Source organism: Streptomyces atratus (genome assembly GCF_014648655.1).
Classification (GTDB): Bacteria; Actinomycetota; Actinomycetes; order Streptomycetales; family Streptomycetaceae; genus Streptomyces; species Streptomyces atratus.
Genome location: NZ_BMRN01000026.1, coordinates 13,213 through 32,658, shown reverse-complemented (window position 1 = coordinate 32,658; position 19,446 = coordinate 13,213). Strand labels below are relative to the sequence as shown.

Sequence of the window (19,446 nt, the reverse complement as noted above, 5' to 3'; positions counted from 1 at the left end):
CTGGTCCCATCCACCGGTGTCCGGGATCGTTGAGGAACCCACCTGCCGACCTCTCCGCTCCAGGCCGGCACGCCCACCGACCCACCTCGGATCCCTGATGAACATTTGGAAGGTGTGCTGGCTCGGTCGTCTTCAGCGGGGCCAGGATGCGTGAGCGATGCGTGAGCGGACGTGCTGATATGGCGCACACAACCTTGGACCGGCCAGCATGCGACATGCCTCTGACTAGGCATTTCTGGACCAGCGTGGAAGCTGGCGGAAGTCCCGGCAGGACCCTGCCGGGACTTTTAATCCGTTGGTTGTGGGTTCGAGTCCCACACGGCCTGCACGTGGCGGGTGAGGGGGACACCCCTCTGACCTGCGGCTCAGCGCCCCGACCGGTTTCTGCCGGGCGGGGCGCTTCGTCGTACGGGGGATCTTGCGCCGGTCCCCGCGAGGAACTGGGGTTGGCAACTCAGCATCGAGATCGGCTGGAAGAGACGTCTCGGAGGGCCGGGCGAGCCGTTGCGGTCGCGCACAACAGAGGAACGTGTGGTCAGGACAGCCGGGCGTCGTGTTCGCCCCGTTGGGCGGTGTTCTTGCGCTCCTGCGCGTGGGCGTGGGCCATGAGGCCGAGGAGGATGACCAGGAGTACGGCCGAGGAACCCGGTGTGCCGAGATCGAGGCCGCCCTTGGCGGCAGGCTTGGTGAGGAAGTCACCGGCGGTGGCGCCCAAGGGGCGGGTGAGGACGAAGGCGATCCAGAACAGCGCGACATTGGGGACGGCCGGCACCCTCATCAGGGCGGCGAGTACGGCCAGGAGCGCTGCGACGAGCAGGGCGCCGCCGGCGTAGCCGAGGCCGGAGCTGTCGGAGAGGAAGTCGCCCATGGACGTGCCCAGTGTGTTCGACACCAGGATCGCGGACCAGAAGAGGGCCTCGCCACGGAAGGTGACGATGTCGCGGATGGCGAAGGTCTGTCCGGTGAGCTTCCAGGCGATGAAGACGGCGATCAGCAGGGAGATCAGGATCGCGGCACCCGCGGGGTACCCGAGACCCAGGCCCTGCGGGCCCCAGCCCAGCGAGGTCGTGCCCGCCGTGAGGTACTCGGCGCCGGCGTCACGGTTCATGAAGTCCGACATGGTGGTGCCGGCCATGCTCGTGGACAGGATGACCGTCCAGTAGAAGAACGGGTTGTAGCGCTTGGACCGCAGCTGCATCACCAACGTCAGCATGAACACCAGGAACAGTGCGATCGTGGTGAGGAAATAGCCCAGTCGCAGCGTCTGGGAGAACAGATCTCCGGCCGTCTCACCGAGGGTGGTGGCGGCGATCTTCATGATCCAGAAGGCCAGAGTGACCTCCGGGAGCTTCTTCATCACGTACCGGCGCTCACTGGCGACATCCACCGCGGTGAGGAATTCCGACTGTCCCAAAGCGCACTCCTGACCGACCGTTCGGCGCTTCACTGCGCGGGCAGTGGGCGACCCGTTGTTGTGTGACAGCGGTGAACGGCCTCGGGCGCCCGGCTCGCGCTCCGGACACGCCTGCGCGCCGGCCTCTCGCCGCATCTCTGTGCCCGTGCAACGTAGACCGTCTACAGCGATGTAGACGGTGTGACACTCCCGTGGGCGGTGAGCTGTATGCGGCCGTTACCGGATACCGGGCGCGGGGCTACGCGCGTATGGGTCCGGAAGGGGCCTACGGTGATGTGGTGCTGACGGCCGGTCCGGCTGACGGCGACTCAGGGGCCCGCGATGCAGCCGGGTCAGACCGCCGGCTCGATGTTCTGGTTGGCGTGGAAGAAGTTGTGCGGGTCGTAGGCACGCTTGACGGCCGCGAGGCGGTCGTAGTGGTCGCGGTAGGTGGCGCGTACCCGGTCCGGGGTTTCGCCCGCGCCGATGAAGTTCACGTACGTACCGCCCATGGAGTGCGGGTACAGCTCCTCCCAGTAGTCGACGCACCACTGCCTGAGCTTCTCGGCGTTGTCCGGGTCCGGATCGATGCCCGCGATCACGCCGGACCAGACCGCGTCCCGGTAAGCCCAGGCGGTGTCGTCCGGGCCCGGCCGGTGGGCGGCGCCGTCGACCGGGTACAGGTGCGTGGTCGACAGGTCGGTGGGGAGGTTCTCGGCGTACTTGGCGTGTACGGCGATGGCGTCGTCGGTGATCCGGTCGAAGAAGTTGCCGCGCCAGTACCACTGCAGGCCGGCAGGGAGCAGCTCGTCGAACATGGCCTGCAGGGCGGTGTAGGGCATCGGCGCCGTGAAGTGGAAGGCGGGCGCGCCGGGGTCGTTCACGGGCTTCAGGGTGGCTTCGAGGAGATCGGGGTCGCCCGTCCAGCACCACACGACACCGCACATCTTCTGGCCGTGGATCTCCTCGGGGAAGGGCGGACCGGGTGGCACGGTGAGCGCGGCGAAGAAGCCGTTCAGGTCCTCGGGGGCCTGTGGCAGGAAGTCGCGGTACCAGCGCAGTATTTCGGGGGTCCGGTCGACCGGCCAGAGGGTGATGGCGACGCCCACGGTGTCCACCGGGTGCATCCGGAAGGTGAAGGAGGTGACGATGCCGAAGTTGCCGCCCCCGCCGCGCAGCGCCCAGAACAGGTCGGGGTGGGTGGTGTCGCTCGCCGTCACCGCGGTGCCGTTCGCCAGGACCACGTCCGCGGCCAGCAGGTTGTCGGCCGTCAGGCCGTATCTGCGGGTGAGGTGGCCGTGGCCGCCGCCGAGGGTGAGGCCGCCGACGCCGGTGGTCGATTGGATTCCGGCGGGGGTGGCCAGTTGGAAGGCGTGCGCTGCGTGGTCGAGGTCGCCGAGCGTGGCGCCGCCGCCGACCGTGGCCGTTCGCGCGGTGGCGTCGATGTGTGCCCAGCGCATGGGTGACAGGTCGATGGTGACGCCGTCGTCCGCCAGGCACAGGCCGGCGGCGCTGTGCCCGCCGCCGCGGACCGCGAGCACGAGGCCCTCGTCCCGGACGAAGTCGACCGCGGCCATGACGTCCGCCGTGTCGCGGCACCGCACCACGGCCGCCGGACGTTTGTCGATCATGGCGTTGTAGATCGTGCGAGCGGTTCGGTACTCCGGGTCCTGCGGACCGATGACGGGACCGCGCAGCGCGTTCCGCATCGCGTCCAGGGTTTCCGTGGTGCCGTTCATGGTCCGGCCATCTCCCTGCTCGCCGAGACGGGGACCGCACTCCGCCCGGCCCGCCCTGTCGGGCCGTCGGAGTGTGCGGCTGTACGCCGACGCTCCGGCACCCCCAAACCGCGGGCGGAAGCGGCCACTGTGGGCTGATGTCTCAAGCCTCCCCGCGGTCCGGGAGCCGTGCCAGTTCGCCGGACCGGGCGGAGGGAGACATACGCGTCACGGCTGCGGGGATGCGCTCAGACGAGGAGCTTCGTCTTCGCCCGCTGGTACTCCTCGTCCGTGATGGCTCCCTTGTCCTTCAGCTCGGCGAGTTTCGCCAGGTCGTCGACGTGACCGCCCTTCTGCGGGCCGCTCGCGCCGGAGGTGCCGACGGCTTCCCGTACGTACGCCTTGAAGGCCGCTTCACGTTGCTGCGCCTCCTTGATGTCCCGCTTCCCCATGGATTTGCCGCGCACGATCACGTACACGAGGACGCCGAGGTACGGCAGCACCAGGGCCACGATCAGCCAGCCGGCCTTGCCCCAGCCGCCGAGGTCGTCGCTGCGGAAGATGTCCGAGATGACCTTGAAGAGCAGGAACAGCCACATGATCCAGAGGAAGAACCAGAGCATGGTCCAGAAGAGGTTGAGCAGGGGGTAATCGTCCACTGTCGGCTCCCCGGTCACCGCGAGTTCATCGCGTCGGCTGGCTGAATGGTAAATCAGTCATATCACTACATAACTACCCTCGCTCGTTGTCGTTCGGGGCCGTCCTCCGGGGCGGGTGCGGAGTACCGTGGAAGTGTCGAGGGAGGCTCGGACCTCCAGGAGGCGGGGTCGCCTCGTGTTCATGATGCGGCGTGGGAAACGGCGTGGACAGCGGCGTGGGATGCGACGTGCAGAGCGGCGTGAGCAGGCGTACGCAGGGACGTTCGCGAGGGCGCATGCACACGGCAGATGAGTCCGCCCGGAGCCCGGTCGGGGCGATCGGCCGCGTCACCGTGCCGATTCCGGCCGATGGTCCGGGTGAAGTGCTGGTGGCCGTACGGGGCGGGTCGGAGGCCTACACCGCATGGTCGGCGACGTCGATCGACAGGGACGTACGCGTCGTTGTCGTCGACTCGGTCTCGGCGCGGGGCGTGATCGTGGAACGACTGCCTTCCTGAGCCGATGCAATGACGTCACCACGCCGAGCAGGGAGGTATCTGCGTCGAGCGGTGACGTAGGTACGTCGGGCAGTCACGTACGGCAGGAGTCTTCCGATGTTCTTCTGGCACGTTCCCGCCCCCAACGAGGCGATGCTCATATCCGGTTCCAAGGGGCAGACGCTGGACACCCAGTTCCGGATCGTCACCGGACACGGCAGTTTCGTGCTCCCCGTGAAGCAGAAGGCGCGCATGCTCTCTCTGGCGCTGCGCGAGGCGGAGATCACCGAGGACTGTGTGACGCAGCAGGGCATCCGCCTCAACGTCCGGGCCGTCGCCGTCTTCAAGGTCGGTGACGACGCTGTCTCCATCGCCAACGCCGCACGTCGCTTCCTGTCCGAGCAGGAACAGATGGAGGAGCTCGCCGGCCGGATCTTCGCCGGTCACCTGCGTTCCATCGTCGGCGGGCTGACCGTGGAGCAGATCATCCGTGAGCGCAACCGGGTCTCCCAGGAGGTCATCGCGGGCAGCCACGGCGAGATGGAGAAGCTCGGCATCGTGGTGGATGCCCTCCAGATCCAGGAGATCGACGACGCCACCGGCTACATCAACAACCTCGCCGCCCCGCACGCCGCCGCGGTCGCCAGCCAGGCCCGGATCGCCGAGGCCAAGGCCGACCAGGAAGCCAGCCAGCGCGAGCAGCAGGCCGCCGCGCTCAAGGCGGAGTACGAACGTGACACCGCGATCAAGCGGGCCGGCTTCCTCGCCGAGACCGAGCAGTACAACGCCCGCGCCGCACAGGCCGGACCGCTCGCCCAGGCCAGGGCCTCGCAGGAGGTCATCGAGGAGCAGACCTCGCTGGCCGAGCGGCAGGCCGCACTCGCCGCGCAACGGCTCGAAGCGGAGGTCCGGCGTCCGGCGGATGCCGAGGCGTACCGTCAGCGCACTCTCGCGGAAGCGGCCCGTGACCGGGTGAAGTTCGAGGCCGACGGCAGTGCGTACACCGAACGGACCCTCGCCCAGGCGCAGGCCGACGCCAACAGCGTGCGCGCCACCTCGCTGCGCGACGGCAACCAGGAGCTCATCGCGGCCAACCGCATCGTGGAGAACCTGCCCGCCCTGGCCGACGCGGCCGCCCGAGGCATGTCGGGGGCCGACCTCACCGTTCTCAACGGCACCAATGGTGTCAATGAGATGGCGGCGGGCGTGGTCAGCCAGGGGCTGGCGATCCTCCACTCGCTGCAACGCGGCGCGAACCCGATGAAGTCCCCGGCGGTCGACGGGAAGGCCACACCTCGCATCACCGAGACGAACTGAAGGCCACTACTCGTATCGCCGAAACGAACCGAGGTGGCCGGAGCCGCGCTGTTCGCCGTGACCACGCGGGGAGCCGGACCGGGCGCCGAGTGGCCGTGATCAGCCGAGTGGTCATTCGCGCGCCGGACATGCCGTACAGTTGTGTTTACCGACGCGGGGTGGAGCAGCTCGGTAGCTCGCTGGGCTCATAACCCAGAGGTCGCAGGTTCAAATCCTGTCCCCGCTACTGAAGATTCAGGCCCGGCACGCATGCAGCGTGCCGGGCCTGAATCAATTCCGCGTCGCGTTCCGGGACGTGGCACGGCCGGCCTGCGGGCCCATGAAGGAGCAGGTCCGGGCGGTGTGTGAGCTGTACCACGTACGTACCTCCATTAGTCGATGAGGAGTCGCCGCACGGCTCCGCTCCGGCGAGCCTGGGGTGGGGCGCGGTACCGTCCGCAGCCGCGCGCGTACCGGGCAGGAGACCACAGGTGTGGAAGCGGCTGAAGCGGCGCGGCAGACATGCCGAGGGCGGCACCCGTTCCCAGCGGTTCGTCCGCATGCTGCCCGCCCTGATGATCCTCGGCGGGCTTGTGTTCGATCTCCTCACCCCGCCGATCTTCACCGCCATTCCGCTGTTCGTGGCGGCGCCGCTGATCGCCGCGCCGTTCTTCTCGCTGTCCAGCACCATCTGTATCGGCATTGCCTCGATGGTGGCCGTCACCGTGCTGCGGCTGTACAGCAACTCCTTGCCGTTGGCCGTGCCGTTGATCGAGTTGCTCACCCTGGCCACCGTTTCGGTCCTCGCGGTCGTGATCAACGCGGTCGTACGGCGCGGCAATGAGCAGCTGGCCTCCGCGCGGGTCATCGCGGAGACCGCCATGCGGGCGGTGTTGCCGAAGCCGTCCGACCGGATCGGTGGGCTGCATGTGGCGGCGCGGTACGAAGCGGCGCAGGCGGACGAGTTCGTCGGCGGTGACCTGTTCGCCGTGGCGGACACCCCCCAGGGGGTGCGATTGGTGGTCGGGGACGTACGGGGGAAGGGGCTCGACGCCGTGGAGTCGGTGGCGGTTGCCATCGGGGCGTTCCGGGAGGCGGCCGAACAGGAGCGTTCGCTGGAGGGCGTGGCGCAGCGGCTGGAGCGGGCGCTGGCGCGGGAGGGGGCGCGGGGCGGGCTGGACGCGGTCGAGGGCTTCATCACTGCCGTCCTGGCCGAGATTCCGTCCGGGGTGTCCCGGGTGCGGATCGTCAACCGCGGTCACCCCGAGCCGATCCTGCTGCACCCGGACGGGGCGGTGGAGGTGCTGGGGCCCACGGTGCCCGCGCTGCCGCTCGGGATGGACCTGGGGGTGTGGCCCGACCGGGCGGACGAGTGGGATCTGCCGGCGGGGACGACCCTGCTCCTCTACACCGACGGCCTCTCCGAGGCGCGGAACGCCGCTGGGGTCTTCTACGAACCGGCGGCCCGGCTGCGCGGGCGGATCTTTCCGGGGCCCGAGGAGCTGCTGTCCGCGCTGACCGATGACGTGCGGCTGCACACGGGAGGCGAGACGACCGACGACATGGCGCTGCTCGCGGTCGTACGTCCCGCGGAGGGGCAGCCGGACCGGCGCAGGACCGTGAAGATCGTGGGCCTGGAAACGATGTGACGGGTGGGGCGGGTGCAACGCGCGGATCGAATGCTTCGTGCGGGCCGGGTGACTCGTGCAGGCCGATGTTTCGCGCGGACCGGGGCACGGCCTTGGACGCGGGATGCCACCGTGCGTAACCGAAAGGCGTCGCTCCGCATAACATTTGACGCAACGTCAGAAGGCGGGTAATGGCTGAGGGGCGATCAACTCGTCCGGTTCCAGCCGGTTGTGTCCCGTAAAGTCCAGGCCAAAGACCTGAACGATCAGTGGGAACAGCTTGGAATCAGACCCGTGTGTCTATTAACGTTCGATAACGCAGCGCGGTCGTCCCAGCCGTCGTCAGTGGCGGCACCGCGCGCGAGCGCCGAATTCCGCAAGGGAACCGGGGAACCACCTACATGGGGTGAATCGGACACCTGTGTCTCGTGAGAGGCAGAGGCGCCCGTAGGAGACCTTCCTGCTCCGAACCCGTCAGCTAACCCGGTAGGCGAGAAGGAAGGAAAGGAGTGCGCCCCCGTGGCGTCCAACAAGCCTGCCCCCGAGGCCCCCTCTCGGTTCAACCCCGAGTTCAGTTCCGACTGCGGCGCTGACTTCGGATCCGATTTCGGCTCCGGCTACGGAACCGCCGGGACGGGAATGGTGTTCGGCGCCGAGACGGGCGGCGGCTTCGCCGGTGAGTCCGGCAGCGAATTCCGCGCCGACGGCAACGGTGAGCCCGACAGAAGCTGGGACGAGTGGAACCCCACCGAGGAGTCCGTCCGCCCTGTACGCGGCAAGCACCGCGTCACCAAGCAGCGCAACGGACTTGCTCGTAGCTCCACGGTGCTCGGGGTCGGAGTCATCGCGGCAGTCGGCGCGGGCGGCATGGCCACCGCGCAGAGCAAGCCGCCGGTCTCCATCTCCCTTCCCGACTCCATCTCGGACAACCTCCCCGACGCCAAGTCCCTTCCCGGCGTGGGCTCTCTGTTCTCCGGTGAGTCCGAGGCCGACAAGTCCGCTGCCGCCGCTGCCGCCCCGCTCACCACCGCCGGCCTCACCACCGCCGAGGCCGAGCAGGGCGCGACGGACGCGGGTGAGACACTCCGCGCCCGCATCCTCCAGCAGGCCGAGCAGCAGCAGGACGCCGCCGCCGCCGAGGCCAAGGCGGCCCAGGAGAAGGCGGCTGCGGAGAAGGCCGCCGCCGAGGCCAAGAAGCAGCAGGACGCGGCCGAGGCCAAGGCCGCCGCCGAGAAGAAGAAGGCGGAGGAGGAAGCCAAGGCGAAGGCCGAGGCCCTGCGGCTCGCCAAGCTCGCCGCCAGCTACGCCATCCCGACCTCCTCGTACACGATCACCTCGACCTTCGGCCAGGCCGGCCCGATGTGGTCCTCCGGCCACCACACCGGCCTCGACTTCGCGGCGCCGACCGGCACCCCGATCAAGGCCGTACACGGCGGCACCATCAAGTCGGCAGGCTGGTCCGGTTCCTACGGCTACCGCACGGTGCTGGAGCTCGACGACGGTACCGAGGTGTGGTTCTGCCACCAGTCCTCGATCGGCGTCAGTGTCGGCCAGAAGGTCAGCACCGGTGAGACCATCGGCCGGGTCGGCGCGACCGGCAATGTCACGGGCGCGCACCTCCACCTGGAGGTCCACACCCCCGACGGTACGGGCATCGACCCGATGGCCTGGCTGCGCGACAAGGGCCTCAACCTCTGATCCGCCGGCCGCCTCCCGGCCTTCGTGATCCGATCCGGTTCACAGGCCGTTGAACCCCGGCAGTCCTGGCGCTCACCCCCCGACGTCAGGGCTGCCGGTCTGCTGGAACAGCGGCCCCCCGACGTCAGGGCTGCCGGAATAGCGGACCCGCCGGAGTCCGTTGATCGATATATGACTTCTCTTCGTAAGCTGGGCCCTTCCGACCTGCAGGTCTTCCCGCTCGCCCTCGGCGGCAACGTCTTCGGCTGGACCGCCGACGAGGCGCAGTCGTTCGCCGTGCTGGACGCCTACGTCGCGGCGGGCGGCAACTTCATCGACACCGCCGACGCCTACTCCGCCTGGGTCCCGGGCAACGAGGGCGGCGAGTCGGAGACCGTCATCGGCAAGTGGCTCGCGGCACGCTCCAACCGTTCCGACATCGTCGTCGCCACCAAGGTCGGCGCCCACCCCTCGTACAAGGGGCTCTCCGCCGCGAACATCAAGGCCGCGGCCGAGGAGTCGCTGCGCCGGCTCGGCACCGACCACATCGATCTGTATTACACGCACTTCGACGACGAGACCGTCTCGGTCGAGGAGATCATCACCGCCCTCGACCAGTTGGTGAAGGAGGGCAAGGTCCGGGAGATCGGCGCCTCCAACATCAGCCCCGAGCGGCTCCAGGCGTCCCTGGACTTCTCGGAGCGCGAGGGGCTGGCCCGTTACGTCGCCCTGCAGCCGCACTACAACCTGGTCTCCCGCGACACGTACGAGGGCGAGCTCCAGGACACGGCCGCCCGGGCCGGGCTCGCCGCCGTCCCGTACTTCGCCCTGGCCTCCGGCTTCCTCACCGGCAAGTACCGTCCGGGCGCTTCGGTGGAGAGCGCGCGGGCCGAGAAGGCCGGTCAGTACCTGGAGTCGGAGCGGGGGCAGAAGGTCCTGGCGGCGCTCGACAAGGTCGCCCAGGAGCGCGACGCCGAGATCGCGACCGTCGCGCTTGCGTGGCTCGCGTCCCGGCCGACCGTCGCCGCGCCGATCGCCTCGGCCCGTACGGTCGAGCAGCTGCCCGCACTGGTGGCCGTCGCCGACCTCTCGCTGACCGAGCGGGAACTGGCGGACCTCACCGAGGCATCCGCCTGACGGGGGCATCCGTGCTGTGCGGAGCGGGGCGTTGCCCACGGACGGCCCTACTGCGGTGGCGGTGGCCGGTGCGGGTCGTGTGATGGTCCGCTCGCGGGCTTGTGGTGCCCTGGGCCGACCCGGTTGACGTGATCGTGCGGTCTGGGACGCCGGGTGCGGGGCCCCGGTCCACCGGAGTGATGGTTCGGGGCCTCCCCGTCGCCTCTGGCCGTATCCACATGGCCAGGTGGCGCAGGGAACCGGCCTCCCGGGATCGGACCACGCACGGGATGCGTGTCGCCGCCCCGGGGTTGAGCACGCCGGGGACCGGTGCGCCCAGGACCGTTCGGGGCGTGCGGCTGTCGGGACTCACTCCCGCTCAGTCTTCAGGAACGGTTGTAGCCGTAGCCGCCGTACTGCGTGCGCTGCGGCGGCGGGTAGGCGTACGGAGCGGCCGGCAGGTGGTGGGGGCGCAGGCGGCCCGTCGCCTGCGCCGCGTACGTCAGGGCGGGAGCGGCCACGTCCCTGCGCTGCCAGAGGTGGTGCAGCAGCTCCAGCTCGCGCTCGGCGAAGTCTGGGCCCGCCGCCCCGCGGCGGGCCTGCCGACGCAGCGATGCCAGTGATGTCGCGAACGATTCGTACTCGGCGACGGCGCGGGCGGCAGCCCTGCCATGAGCCTTGGCCTGTGCTTTGGCCTGTGCTGTGACCTGGGCCGATGGTCCGTGCCGGGGGGACGCGTGCTGCCCCGGCGACGCGAATCCCGGTCCGTGTCCCGGCCCGTACGGGGGCGCGTATGCCGGTCCGTACGGTGGGGCGGACCCCGGTCCGTACGGGCTTGCCCAGTTCTCCCGGGCTGCGAGGGTGTGCCGGTGGCGTGCCGCGTCGCGTGCCATGCCGCGGGCCCGCATCGAGGAGAGGGCGAGTGGTTCGGCGGGGGTCAGCCAGCCGGCCGCCGCATAGGCGGGCAGCTCGGCCGAGAGCGTACGCAGCTCCCGCTGGCGCGACCAGATCGCCAGCCAGGTCATCAGGCCGAAGACCGGGACCATGAACACCCCGTACACGGCATAGAAGCCGTACGGGCCGAATGACGCCGACCCGTTCCACAGGGCGTGCATGCCCATGGCGAGGACGAGACCCAGCAGCGGCAGCGCGATGCGGCGGATCCGGCGGTGCCGCGCACTGACCGCGGCGAGGCCGAAACCTATTCCGGTCAGCACCGTGAAGAGCGGATGCGCGAACGGCGACATCACCGCCCGTACGAAGAACGTCGCGGCGGTCACCGAAACGACGCCCGGGGTGCCTATCTGCTGGTCCTCACCGAAGGCGGTGCCCAGGTAGAGGATGTTCTCGGTGAAGGCGAAACCGCTCGCGGTGAAGCCGGCGATGACGACACCGTCGACGATTCCGTTGAACTCCCGCCTTCGGAACAGGAAGATCAGCAGGACGGCCGCGGCCTTGGCGCTCTCCTCGATGACCGGCGCTATGACCGTGGCGCCGAGGGTGTCGGCGCCCGACGGGTCGGCGGTGGCCGTGGCTATCCAGCGGGTCGCGAACGAATTCGCGATGATCGCGACCAGGGCGGCCGCGAACGCACCCCAGGCGAAGGAGAACAGCAGATTCCGCCACGGCGCCGGTTCGACCCGGTCCAGCCAGCGGAACGCCGCCATCAGGAGCGGGACGGGCAGCACGGCGAGACCCAGGCCTACGAGAAACCCCTCGGTGCCCGTCTGATCGCGGACCAGGGCCAGGATCGCAAGACCGCACAGCGCGAGCACCGTGAACACGGCCGCGATGCGGAATGTCCTGCTGCGCCACACCATGCCGACGCGGCGCGGCCGGTAACGCCAGTGTCTGCGCTCCGGCACGGCAGCCAGGATCTCGCCGACCCGCTGCTCCTCGAGAAGCGGGACGGCCGGCTGCGACTGCCACTGCTGGACAGGCCCGTTGGACACCACCCGATGACACTAACGAGCAGCACTGACAGCTGGCCATGGGGCGACGGGGCCGTCAGGTCCCGTCACCGGCTCGGCGCGCAGGTCTCAGCAGCGGGCGAAGAGCAGGTCGTGCACGACATGGCCCTTGTCGAGGCCCTGCCCCTCGAACCGGGTCAGCGGCCGGAACGCCGGCCGCGGCGCATAGCCACCGTCCGCCACGGTGTTCTCGAAGAGGGGGTGCGCGGTCAGCACCTCCAGCATCTGCTCGGCGTACGGCTCCCAGTCGGTCGCACAGTGGATCACGGCCCCCGGCTTCAGCCGCTGCGCCACCAGATCGAGGAACTCCGGCTGGATCAGCCGCCGCTTGTGATGGCGCTTCTTGGGCCACGGGTCGGGGAAGTACACCCGCAGCCCGTCCAGCGAGTCCGGCTTCAGCATCTCGCGCAGCAGGATGATCGCGTCACCGTTGGCGACCCGGATGTTGGACAGGCCGTTCCGGTCCGCGAGCCCCAGCAGATTGCCCTGGCCCGGGGTGTGCACATCGACGGCGAGAATGCCCGTACCCGGGTCGTCGGCCGCCATCTGCGCTGTGGCCTCACCCATTCCGAAACCGATCTCCAGCACGGCCGGGAGCCCGTCGAACAGCTCGGGCAGGTCGAGGACGCGCTGCCCGTCGATGTCCAGGCCCCACTTCGGCCAGAGCCGCAGCAGGGCGTCCTCCTGGCCGGGCGTGACGCGGCTGCGGCGCGGCTGGAAGCTGCGGATCCGGCGCTCGTGGTGCGATCCGGCCGGATCGATCGCGGGTCCGCCGGGGAAGCGCGGCTCCTGGCGCAGCCTGCGCTGCCGCTCGAAGGAGGCGGCGCGCAGATCGTCCGGAATCCCGGCAGCAGCGGCGGAGGAGGGGGCGTGGACCGAGGAGACGGTGCCCGTCCCGGCCGCGGCGCTGCTCGTTCCGGCCGTGGCCTCGCCGGGCGTCGGGGCGGAAGGATTCGCGGAGGGATCTGCGGAGGGGTTCAAGGACTCAGACACAATGCCCCGATTCTACGGCGGGCGGCTTCCACCCCGTCCCCCGTGCCCGGAGCAGTGCCCTGCGTGCCACCTCCCGCCCGATGGGCAGGGAGGCCGTCGCGGCGGGCGACGGAGCGTTCAGCACGTGCACGGTGTGCGGGGCCTCACGGATCAGGAAGTCGTCCACCAGGGTGCCGTCCCGCAGCACGGCCTGGGCCCTGACCCCGGCCGTGGCCGGACGCAGATCGGACTCCGTGACCTCGGGCAGCAGCCGCTGCACGGCTTTCGTGAATGCCCGCTTCGACAGCGAACGGTGCACCTCGCCCGCCCCGTACCGCCAGTGTCTGCGCGCGATCTGCCAGGTGCCGGGCCAGGCCAGGGTGTCCGCCAGCTCACGGGGGCGTACGACGGGCCAGCCGTACCCCTCGCGGGCCAGCGCCGGGACCGCGTTCGGCCCGACGTGGACGCTGCCGTCGTGGCCACGGGTCAGATGCACGCCGAGGAACGGGAACGCCGGATCGGGCACCGGATAGACCAGGCCGCGCACCAGCTCCGGCCGCGCCAGCTCGTAGTACTCCCCCCGGAAGGGCACGATCCGCACCCCCGGGTCGTCGCCCGCGAGCCGCGCCACCCGGTCGCAGTGCAGTCCCGCGCAGTTGACCAGCACCCGGGCCCGCACCACCGGACCGTCCGCCGTACGCACCGCCACACCCCAGGGGCGCCGGTCGATCGCGGTGACCTCCGCCCCGTAACGGATCACTCCGCCCGCCCCGCTCACCTCGGCGGCGAACCGCGCCGCGACCGCCCCGAAGTCGCACACCCCGGTCGTCCCGACGCGGATCGCGGCGAGCCCGTGCACCTGCGGCTCGTACTCCGCGATCTGGGCGGGCCCCAGCTCGCGCACCGGCAGCCCGTGCTGCCGGCCGCGCTGGACCAGTGCGTGCAGCCGGGGCAGCTCGGACCGCTCGGTCGCGACGATCAGCTTGCCGGTCACCGCGTGCGCGATGCCGTGCTCGGCGCAGAAATCGACCATTTCGGCGGCGCCGCGCACCGCGTAACGGGCCTTGAGCGAGCCGGGGCGGTAGTAGATGCCGCTGTGGATCACTCCGCTGTTGCGCCCGGTCTGGTGACGGGCGGGGCCCCATTCCTTCTCCAGCACCGCCACCCGGGTGCCCGGAGCGGTGCGCGTGATCGCATACGCAGTCGACAGGCCGACGATCCCGCCGCCGATCACCAGCACATCGCAGTCGTACGCCGCGTGCGTCATCATCACGCCACCTCCCACCCCGATAGTGCACTGACCCACTGACAACGCACTCAAACCAGCGAAGCCCAGCGTGGCGCCGAATCCTTACGCCTGGCGGCGGCCGGATGCCGCCAGGACGCCGTCCGGACACTGTTTGTATGCCGCAAGGACGTCGTGGCGACACATGTGAGGAGGTGCGCGGTCCGTCCTGCGCGGTCCGGCTACGCGGGCGCCACCAGCAGCGGCCGGGCCCTTTCACGCAGCTCGGCGACGCGCGGCTCGTGCCCGTACGGTTCGAGCCGGTGCAGCAGATCCCGTACGTACTCCGTGGTCCGCGCCGAGGAGATGCGGCCCGCCACCTCCACCGCCCGGGTGCCCGCCGCGCAGGCCGCGTCCAGATTCCCCGACTCCAGCTCGGCCACCGCCGACACCACGAGCCGCAGCCCGTGCGAGCGGACGAATTCCTCGGTGGGCCTGGACAGGGCCTGCTCGGTGAAGCGCCGCACCTGCCGGGGCGCCTTCAGATCCAGGTGGCACTCCGCGGCATCGGCCGCGAACCTGTCGTACGAGTAGAAGCCCAGCCAGGAGGGGTCCGCATCGCCGTCCCTGGAACGCTCCAGCCAGCCCTCGGCGGCCTTCAGCGCTGCCCCTGCGGCCGGTGCGTCACTTGCCTTCGCATGGGCGCGCGCCTCCACCAGGCGGAAGAAGCTCATGGTGCGGGCCGTGGCGAGTCCCCGGTTGCGTTCGACGGCGGCCTGCGCGAGGTCGACCCCCTCGTCGGCGAAGCCGCGGTAGGTCGCCTGCAGTGACATCGAGGCGAGCACATAGCCGCCGAGAGGTACGTCGGCCGCGGCCCGCGCGAGCCGCAGCGCCTGGATGTAGTAGCGCTGCGCGGCCTCCTGCTGGCCGGTGTCGAAGGCCATCCACCCGGCGAGTCTGGTCAGTTCGGCCGCTGCGCCGAAGAGCGCCCGGCCCACCTCGTCGCTGTACGAACCGAGCAGCAGTGGCGCGGCGTCCACGCGTAAGCACTCGGGGACCATGGAGGAACGCCAGTCCCCGCCGCCGTACTTGGAGTCCCAGCGGCGGGCGTCCTGGGCCGCCTCGCGCAGCTTGGAGACATCGCTGTGGCCGACCCGCAGCGGGGAGATGTCGCTCGTGATCGTGTTCGCGCTGGTGGGCGTGGGCGTGGGCGTGGACGCGGTCTCCGGGCCCGGCTGGGCGGGGATGGACGGTGTCCGCTGTGTCCCCAGGGTCACCGGCGTCGTCTGAGCGGCCAGGGCCTCCGCCGCACCGGGCGTTCCCGCCGCGCCGGACTCCGCCTCCGCGCTCTGCCCCGCTGCCGCGCCCGACGTGTCCGGTACCCTCTGCGCCCCTGCACCGGAGCGTGCGCCCCTTGCGCCCTGGGTGCCGAGGATGGCGGCCTCGGCGGCTGTCGAGTCGCGCGCCACCGACGGGTCGGCGGGGGATATCAGCCAGCGGGACACGGGCGTCGCGTACGCACTCACCGAGAACGAACCCGCCAGCGACTGCCAGATCCCGCCGCTGCCCGCCCGTCGCCCGGCCAGATCCAGCCGGTACAGCTCGGTCGCCGAACGGACGGCCTCGGACACGTCGCGCGGAAAGGCCAGTCCGACCTCCGGCGCCGGATCGGCGTCCGCGAGCCCGATCTCGTGCAGCGGGACCGGTCGGCCGAGTTTGGCGCCGATCGCCGCCGCGATGAGATGGGGCGCGGCGCCCTGCGGCACCATGCCCTTGGAGACCCACCGGGCCACCGACGTCTTGTCGTACCGGAGTGTCAGACCGCGCTGCGCCCCGAGGTCGTTGACCCGCCGGGCGAGCCCGGCGTTGCTGATTCCCGCGAGGGCGAGAACGGTTCCGAGCTTCTCGTTCGGTCCGCGTTGCTCCCTGGACATGCGCCACCCCTCGACACACAGACGGCAGCCGCGTCACCGTTGCGGCGCGCGGCATTCGTACCGTGTCCTCCCCAGGGACGAACCCCGGCACTCCGGCCGCACACGCATTTGGCCGAGCCCCGAGGAATATGCCTCCTGCCGAGAACCTCAGTAAACCCAGCGTAGTTCGCCGCATCCCTACCGTTAAGGGGCAGACGTCCGTATGGCGGGATTGTTGTCCGTGCGGACGCGAGCGGCTTCGCGGCGCCGCTCCGGCCGCCGCGCGCAGCGGCCCGGAACCCGGCTCGGACCCGGCCCGGGACCCTGCTCGACGCCCTGCTCGACGCCCCGTTCGTGCGCTCCCGGAGGCTCCGTTCGCACGTGGCGTCGACACCGTCGGCCGAGTCCTGTACGTGCTCCTGGTGTGTGGCCGTGCGCCCGGCCGTGCGCTCTCGTACGGCCGTTTCGGAAGCGCTTCCATGGTTGCTGCGTGGGTCGGTCCACTGCATTGGACTCAGTGGGCTGGGGGACACTGCCGCCTCATTCCCCGCAGGCGGCGGACCGGTCCGGGAGGTGAACGGCACCTCCCGGACTGTGCGTCGACAGCGGTACGGAGCCGGGTGCGGGGCCTGTGCCGGGGCTGCCCGCCGCCCCGGTGGCGATCTCCTGCGGCCGACGGAGGATTCCAGGAGGGATGCGGGAAGATTCGGGGAATGAAGTGGGGCGAAAAGGGACTTCTGATGCGCCGAGTTCCCTGTCGCCGGGTTGCAGTGCGCTCCGAGAATGGCTGAATGTCGTCGGTCGACCGAGGTTGGGCCGACCGATTCGCGGACATCCCGTCGACCGTTCGGAGGTCGTCCGCCACCGGTCCGTGGGTGCTTCGGGGTGTGGCCGGATTTCGGCCGGTAGATCTCGCTCGTACGGGGAACGCAACACGCCTGATCCATAAGCCCGTTGGCGCATGAGCCGCCTCGCGTGGGCCGCGTGTCGGTCGGCCCTCGGGAAACCCGCCGCCCGTTGCCGCCCCGACGTGTGCCCGTCCGCACCCGGCCGCCGTCCGTCCCGGCCCGGTCTTTGCCAGGGGCGCATGCGCTTTTGACGTGCGCCGTCCGTAGCCCCTCCTGCGCGCCTTTGTCGTGGCAGCATGTTCGCAACGGCGCCGCGCGTTACCGCAGTTCTCCCGGTACTTTCCTGCTGCGCCGTTTTGTCCACGGCCTGTGGAGGCGGCGATGCGTTGGTTGGTGGGGTGGAGCAGTATCGCCGCGAGCTTCGGCACGGCCGGTGCCGTCGGCTCCGCCGACGAGGGGCGCACGATGCATCCCGTCGGATCCCAGCTCCTGTGGGGAGACCCCGATCCTCTCTGGGCCGTCGGCGACTGGCGCCCCGACGAGATCCGTATCAGCGCGGTCGAAACCGCCGAAGGCGCGCCCACCGCCCGGCTCGCCGTCCTCGGCTGCTGCAGCGCCACCGACGAACAGCTGCGCGCCGGTCTCCTCGCCGCCCGCGGCGGCGCCCTGCGCCATCTCACCTCCTGGCCCGGCAGCTACACGACCGTCGTCCAGGTCGGCCGCCGGATCACCGTCATCGGGGACCTCGCCGGAGCCCGCCCGGTGTTCTACACACCCTGGGCCGGCGGTACGGCGTACGCCACCGCCGCACTCCCGCTCGCCGACCTCATCGAAGCCCAGCTGGACATCGGTCACCTGGCTGCCCTGCTCGCCTGCCCCGAAACACCGGAGGCGCTGCGCGACGGCACCCCGTACGCGGGAGTGAAGCGCATCCCGCCCGGGCACGCGCTCATCCTCCGCGAGGGCTCGCGCGAGATCACCGGCTACGAGGCGGTGGCGTCCCTCGCCGTCGCTGCGCCCCAACTCGACCCGGTCAGCGCCGTCGACGGAGTGCGCGACGCACTGGTCGAAGCCGTACGCGCCAGGCTCACCGCCCCGCGCCACGCCCCCGAAACCCTGCCGCCCGACCCCGGACCGGTCCCCGGCATGGGGCCCGCCGAACGACGCGCCGCCCGCGGCGCACCCGTACCCGGCATCGGCGCCGACCTCTCCGGAGGCAGTGCCTCCGCCACCCTCGCCCTGCTCGCCGCCGGACTGCCGGGCCTGCCCGGCACCCTCCTCGGCCACGGCACGGGGGCGGGGGAGCGGCTGCTCGCCGTCACCTTCAACGACCTCACCGCGCGCGGACACGAGGACGAACTCGAACGCGCCCGGGTCATCGCCGCCAACCCGCGCCTGCACCATGTCGTCGTCGCCGCCGGGGAGGAGGCCCTGCCCTACGCCGACCTGGGCGGCGGCCCGCTCACCGATGAACCCGCCCCGTCCCTCGTCGTCGCCGAGCGCCACCGCCGCCGCCTCGCCTCCGGCAGCGCCGACCACTTCGTCGGCGGCGGCGCCCGGCAGGTGCTCGACGCCCACCCGGCCCGCCTCGCCGACCTGCTGATGGACCGGCGCCGGCGCCATCTGCTGCGCCCGGTCACCGCACTCGCCAGGGCCGAGGGCCCGACCGCGCACTCCTTCTTCGTCCCGCTGACCGTCTACCGCGCGGCCCGCCGCCTGTCCCGTACGTCGTACCGCACCGGCCTGGAAACGGCGGCCGAGCGGCTGCCGGACGCCAACCGCCACACCCCCGACCTCGACACCCCTGCCGACGCCTCGCTCGCCGCCCTCGCCTGGTCGCGGCCGGGGCCCGCCGCGTGCTGGCTCACGGGGGAGGCGCTCGCCGAAGTATCGGTTCGTCTGCAGGAGGCGGCGATCCGTCCCGCCTCCGTCCAGCGCCCGGGCGAGGCCCGGGCCCGGGCCGCCCTTGCCCGGTACGCCGCCGACCACCGGATCCTGGAACAGGCCGCGGAGAACCGCAGCCAGCGGCTGCACGCCCCGTTCCTCGACAATCAGGTCGTACGCGCCGCCCGTGCGCTCCCCGAATCGCTCCGGGTCCAGCCGGGCGCCCGCGCCGCGGTCCTGCGCCGGGTGCTCGCGGGCGCGGGCATCCACGAACTGCCGCCCGGCTGGGGCACGCCTTCCCTCGCCACCTCCAACGCGACCGCCCGCACCGGACTGCGCGCCGCCCTCCCCGACCTGATCGCCCTCTTCGACGCACCGCTGCTCGCCGACGCGGGCCTGGTCGAGGCCCGCGTCGTACGGAAGGCCCTGCGCGCGGCCTCGGAGGGCGAACCGCTCCCGCTGGACGGTCTGGCGCACCTGGCGGCCACGGAGCTCTGGCTCCGCCGCCTCGTCTCGCGGCGCGGCACCTGCTGGACGGGCACGGCGGCACCCCGCCAGCGTGCGGTCGCGGCCGGAGTCGTCCCGGCGAGGCGGACGCTGCAGCCGTAGCAGCCGCAGTAGTTGTTGTCGGTGGGCGCCTGCTTCCGGCCGCCCCGCGGGACAGAATGGCC

The 19,446-nt window shown here is 71.0% G+C and carries 13 protein-coding genes, 1 tRNA gene and 1 riboswitch; of the genes, 7 read left to right on the top strand and 7 right to left on the bottom strand.

Annotated features, from left to right (window positions below; genetic code table 11):
- Positions 1-535: 535 nt before the first annotated feature.
- The 3 genes from IEZ15_RS29945 to IEZ15_RS29935 all read right to left on the bottom strand — a co-directional run bounded on the left by IEZ15_RS29945 (position 536) and on the right by IEZ15_RS29935 (position 3,770).
- Entirely contained in the window at positions 536-1,414 is an 879-nt protein-coding gene (locus tag IEZ15_RS29945; RefSeq protein WP_229846182.1) for a COG4705 family protein, read from the bottom strand.
- 332 nt (positions 1,415-1,746) lie between these two features.
- Positions 1,747-3,132, bottom strand: a complete 1,386-nt coding sequence (locus IEZ15_RS29940; protein ID WP_189280179.1) for an FAD-binding oxidoreductase — start codon at positions 3,130-3,132, stop codon at positions 1,747-1,749.
- A gap of 227 nt (positions 3,133-3,359) precedes the next feature.
- On the bottom strand, positions 3,360-3,770 hold the full coding sequence (locus IEZ15_RS29935) for an SHOCT domain-containing protein (RefSeq protein WP_189280178.1): 411 nt from the start codon (positions 3,768-3,770) through the stop codon (positions 3,360-3,362).
- A 275-nt stretch (positions 3,771-4,045) separates the two neighbouring features.
- On the opposite strand from IEZ15_RS29935, the gene IEZ15_RS29930 reads away from it, so the two are divergent.
- The 6 genes from IEZ15_RS29930 (at position 4,046) to IEZ15_RS29905 (ending at position 9,984) form a co-directional block, all read left to right on the top strand.
- Positions 4,046-4,267, top strand: a complete 222-nt coding sequence (locus IEZ15_RS29930) for an NfeD C-terminal domain-containing protein (protein ID WP_093894655.1) — start codon at positions 4,046-4,048, stop codon at positions 4,265-4,267.
- A 96-nt stretch (positions 4,268-4,363) separates the two neighbouring features.
- Positions 4,364-5,563: an SPFH domain-containing protein gene (locus IEZ15_RS29925; protein ID WP_114245685.1), complete on the top strand. Its 1,200-nt coding sequence runs from the start codon at positions 4,364-4,366 to the stop codon at positions 5,561-5,563.
- 152 nt (positions 5,564-5,715) lie between these two features.
- Positions 5,716-5,789 (top strand) — tRNA-Met (locus tag IEZ15_RS29920).
- A 313-nt stretch (positions 5,790-6,102) separates the two neighbouring features.
- On the top strand, positions 6,103-7,191 hold the full coding sequence (locus tag IEZ15_RS29915; protein ID WP_189280217.1) for a PP2C family protein-serine/threonine phosphatase: 1,089 nt from the start codon (positions 6,103-6,105) through the stop codon (positions 7,189-7,191).
- A gap of 334 nt (positions 7,192-7,525) precedes the next feature.
- Positions 7,526-7,678, top strand: a riboswitch (cyclic di-AMP (ydaO/yuaA leader).
- Between the two features lie 11 nt (positions 7,679-7,689).
- Positions 7,690-8,868, top strand: a complete 1,179-nt coding sequence (locus tag IEZ15_RS29910) for a M23 family metallopeptidase (RefSeq protein ID WP_229846180.1) — start codon at positions 7,690-7,692, stop codon at positions 8,866-8,868.
- A gap of 171 nt (positions 8,869-9,039) precedes the next feature.
- Entirely contained in the window at positions 9,040-9,984 is a 945-nt protein-coding gene (locus IEZ15_RS29905) for an aldo/keto reductase (protein ID WP_189280177.1), read from the top strand.
- Between the two features lie 365 nt (positions 9,985-10,349).
- On the opposite strand, the gene IEZ15_RS29900 is transcribed toward IEZ15_RS29905, so the two are convergent.
- The 4 genes from IEZ15_RS29900 to IEZ15_RS29885 form a co-directional block, all read right to left on the bottom strand.
- Positions 10,350-11,915: a PrsW family intramembrane metalloprotease gene (locus IEZ15_RS29900; protein ID WP_189280176.1), complete on the bottom strand. Its 1,566-nt coding sequence runs from the start codon at positions 11,913-11,915 to the stop codon at positions 10,350-10,352.
- Between the two features lie 87 nt (positions 11,916-12,002).
- Positions 12,003-12,914, bottom strand: coding sequence for a tRNA (guanosine(46)-N7)-methyltransferase TrmB (gene trmB, locus IEZ15_RS29895; protein WP_229846179.1), 912 nt, complete (start codon positions 12,912-12,914; stop codon positions 12,003-12,005).
- Between the two features lie 4 nt (positions 12,915-12,918).
- Positions 12,919-14,175, bottom strand: a complete 1,257-nt coding sequence (gene lhgD / locus IEZ15_RS29890) for an L-2-hydroxyglutarate dehydrogenase (protein WP_189280174.1) — start codon at positions 14,173-14,175, stop codon at positions 12,919-12,921.
- Positions 14,176-14,372: 197 nt separating this feature from the next.
- Positions 14,373-16,064 (bottom strand): NsdA family TPR-like regulatory protein, encoded by a 1,692-nt coding sequence (locus IEZ15_RS29885; protein WP_189280173.1) that lies wholly within the window; start codon positions 16,062-16,064, stop codon positions 14,373-14,375.
- A gap of 1,208 nt (positions 16,065-17,272) precedes the next feature.
- Between IEZ15_RS29885 and IEZ15_RS29880 the strand changes: the two genes are divergently transcribed.
- Positions 17,273-19,384, top strand: coding sequence for an asparagine synthase-related protein (locus tag IEZ15_RS29880; protein ID WP_189280172.1), 2,112 nt, complete (start codon positions 17,273-17,275; stop codon positions 19,382-19,384).
- Positions 19,385-19,446 lie beyond the last annotated feature (62 nt).